This window comes from Streptomyces sp. NPDC093089, assembly GCF_044754405.1.
Classification (GTDB): Bacteria; Actinomycetota; Actinomycetes; order Streptomycetales; family Streptomycetaceae; genus Streptomyces.
In genome coordinates this window covers 1-2,686 of the sequence record NZ_JBIVPA010000036.1, presented here as the reverse complement: position 1 = coordinate 2,686, position 2,686 = coordinate 1, and the positions used below count along the sequence as shown (strand labels likewise).

General features: G+C 72.0%; 2 protein-coding genes. Both read left to right on the top strand.

Translation table 11 applies throughout. From position 1 onward, the window contains the following. Positions 1–360, top strand: a 360-nt coding sequence (locus ACIQFX_RS39090; RefSeq protein WP_402473367.1) for an Ig-like domain-containing protein, incomplete at its 5' end; no start/stop codon positions are given. Positions 361–486: 126 nt separating this feature from the next. Continuing rightward, complete coding sequence (locus tag ACIQFX_RS39085; RefSeq protein WP_402473365.1) at positions 487–2,292, top strand: FG-GAP-like repeat-containing protein; 1,806 nt, start codon at positions 487–489, stop codon at positions 2,290–2,292. Positions 2,293–2,686: the final 394 nt, after the last annotated feature.

The window sequence follows — 2,686 nt, the reverse complement described above, 5'->3', positions numbered from 1 at the left end:
GACGCCGTCGGCACCCCGACCAAGGCGACCTTCTACGTCGACGGCGTCGCGGTCGGCACCGACACCGGCGCGGGCCCCGCCTACTCCGTCTCCCTGGACACGACGACGCTCACCGACGGCTCGCACACGGTGACCGTACGCGCCGCCAACGACGCCGGACAGACCGGCCCGCTGTCGGACGGGGTCGCCTTCCTCACCGCGAACCGGGCCACCACCGCCCGGACCACCGGTGACTTCAACGTGACGGCAAGGCCGACGTCAGCGTCCTTTACCACTACGGCCGCCAGACCGACGGCACGAACCGCACCGGCCTGTGGAAGTTCACCTCCACCGGCGCCGACTTCGCCAACCCGGCCATGACCTGGGACAGCGCGAGCTCCGGCAGCTGGAACTGGATCTCCAGTGACCTCGCCTGAGCCTCCTCGCCCCGCGCCCACCAGAACCCGCCCACACCAGAACCCGCCCACAGGACCCGTAGGACACACGATGAAACTCACCCGCATCCCGACCGCGCTCCTCGCCGGTGGCATGACCCTCCTCGGTCTGGCCGCCCCGGGGGCCCAGGCCGCCACCACGACGGCCGTGACCTCCCCCATGACCATCGTGTCGTGGAACATCTGCGGCGAGGCCGGCGGCAGCAGGGGCTCCGAAGGCTTCTGCCCCTCCCGGCTGACGACGGCGGACAACGAGGCCAAGGTCCAGGAGATCGTCGAGCTGCTCCAGGAGCAGCGGGCCGACGCGATCGTGATGCAGGAGGTGTGCGGCGCCCCGGACGGCGTCCCGGCGGTCGTCGACGGCGTCACACAGGTGGAGGGGTACCACCAGCGGCGGCTGAAGGAGATCCTCGGCCCGGCGGGCTGGAGCTTCGACTTCGCCCCCGTCCGGCGCTGGGACGACGGCTCGGTGGACTCCGCCGCCTACGGCAGCCCCTGCCGCGGCGTCCTCCAGGGCGGCAGGCTCGGCAACCTGATCGCGGTCAAGGGCGGGATCAGCGGGCGGGACCACGTGAACGCGGTGCCGAAGTCGGCGTCCGTCAGTGATTACCGCTCGCTGCCCGTGCAGTGCGTCGCCGTGACCGGCAGGTCCACGGCCGTCTGCAACACGCACATCATCCCCGGCTCCACCGATCCCCGGATCGCGCAGCAGATCACGAACGTGAAGGACTTCGTGGACGGCTTCACCACCCGGCACGGCCTGGGGCGGAGCGCGGTCGGCGGCGACTTCAACCGCGAGGCGGACAACGCACTGATGGCGCCGCTGACCGGGGCGTACGAGCACTGCGTCACCGGCACCACCCACCACGGCTGGACGGGCACGAGCCACACCTGGCACGAGTTCGACCACGTCTTCGTGAGCGCGCCGGGGGCCAGCCGGGCCATCGCCTCCTGCGACATCGACGAGGACCGCATGGACACGACCGCGAACGTCGAGGGCGTGACGCCCAACGGCTTCTCGGACCACGCCCCCGTCGTCGTCCGCGCCGGGGACCAGCCCGCCCCCGTCCACGTCCCCGGGGACCTGCGCAGCTCCGGCGGCATGCCGGACCTGGTCGCCGTCGACACCACGGGTGCCCTCTACGTCTACCCGGGCGACGGCCGGGGCGGGGTCACCTCGCGCCACCAGCTCGGCAACGGCGGCTGGCTCGGCGCCTCGGTCAGCCACCGGGGCGACTGGACCGGCGACGGCCACGAGGACCTCGTCGCCCGGATCGGCACCCAGCTGCGCGTGTACCCCGGCGGCATGGACGGACGGCTGAGGCCCCCGGCCGTCCTGGGGACGGTGGCGGCCGACGCACAGGTGGTCAGCGTCGGCGACATGACCGGCGACGGCCGTACGGACCTGGTCGTCGCGGCGGAGAACAAGCTGTGGCTGTACGAGAACGACCTGGCCGCGACCGGAGCCCCCGCCGTGAAGGCCGCCCGTGAGATCGGCAACGGCGGCTGGGACCCGATGACCCTCACCGCCCCCGGCGACGTCACCCGCGACAACCTCCCCGACCTCCTCGCGCGGGACACCCGGGACGGCGTCCTGTACCTCTACCGCGGCCGCGCCGACGGCACGTTCGGCAGCCGCACCACCTACGGCACCAACTACACGACCGCCAACCGTCCGCTGATCGCGGGCGGCGCCGACGCCGACCGCGACGGCACCGCCGACATGTGGACGACCACCGCCGACGGCACCGGCACCCTGCGGTTCTACGAGGGCGGGACGTCCGGTACGACCCCGGTCGACGGCCAGAGCACGGTGGTGGGCGCCAGCGGCTGGAACACCATCACCACCATGAGCTGATCCGGAGCCTCCGTCTCCATCCCTCCGTCTCCATCCCTCCGTCGGCCTCACCCTCCGGCAACGGTTCCGCACACCGGGGAACCGTTGCCGGACACAGGTGTATGCGCTCGTCTCCGCACCCGACCCGTCCGAGTCCGTCCGAGCAGGAGCGCCCACGTACGGCCCGCCGCAGCCGCCTTCCTCACCGCAGGGCGCGCCGCCCGCCGCGATCAGGAGGCCGCCATCGCCCATGCACTCGGTCACGCCGGGCCACGCTGCGGCAAGCAGAAGGGCGTCCTCAGCTACCCAGGGACTGGGCATAAGAGGTCCTAACAGAAGCCGTTGATCATGTGACTGTCGGTTTGGTTGCTCGTTGGGCCGTTCGTGGCGAAGAGGAACTCCCGGCCGTGGATCG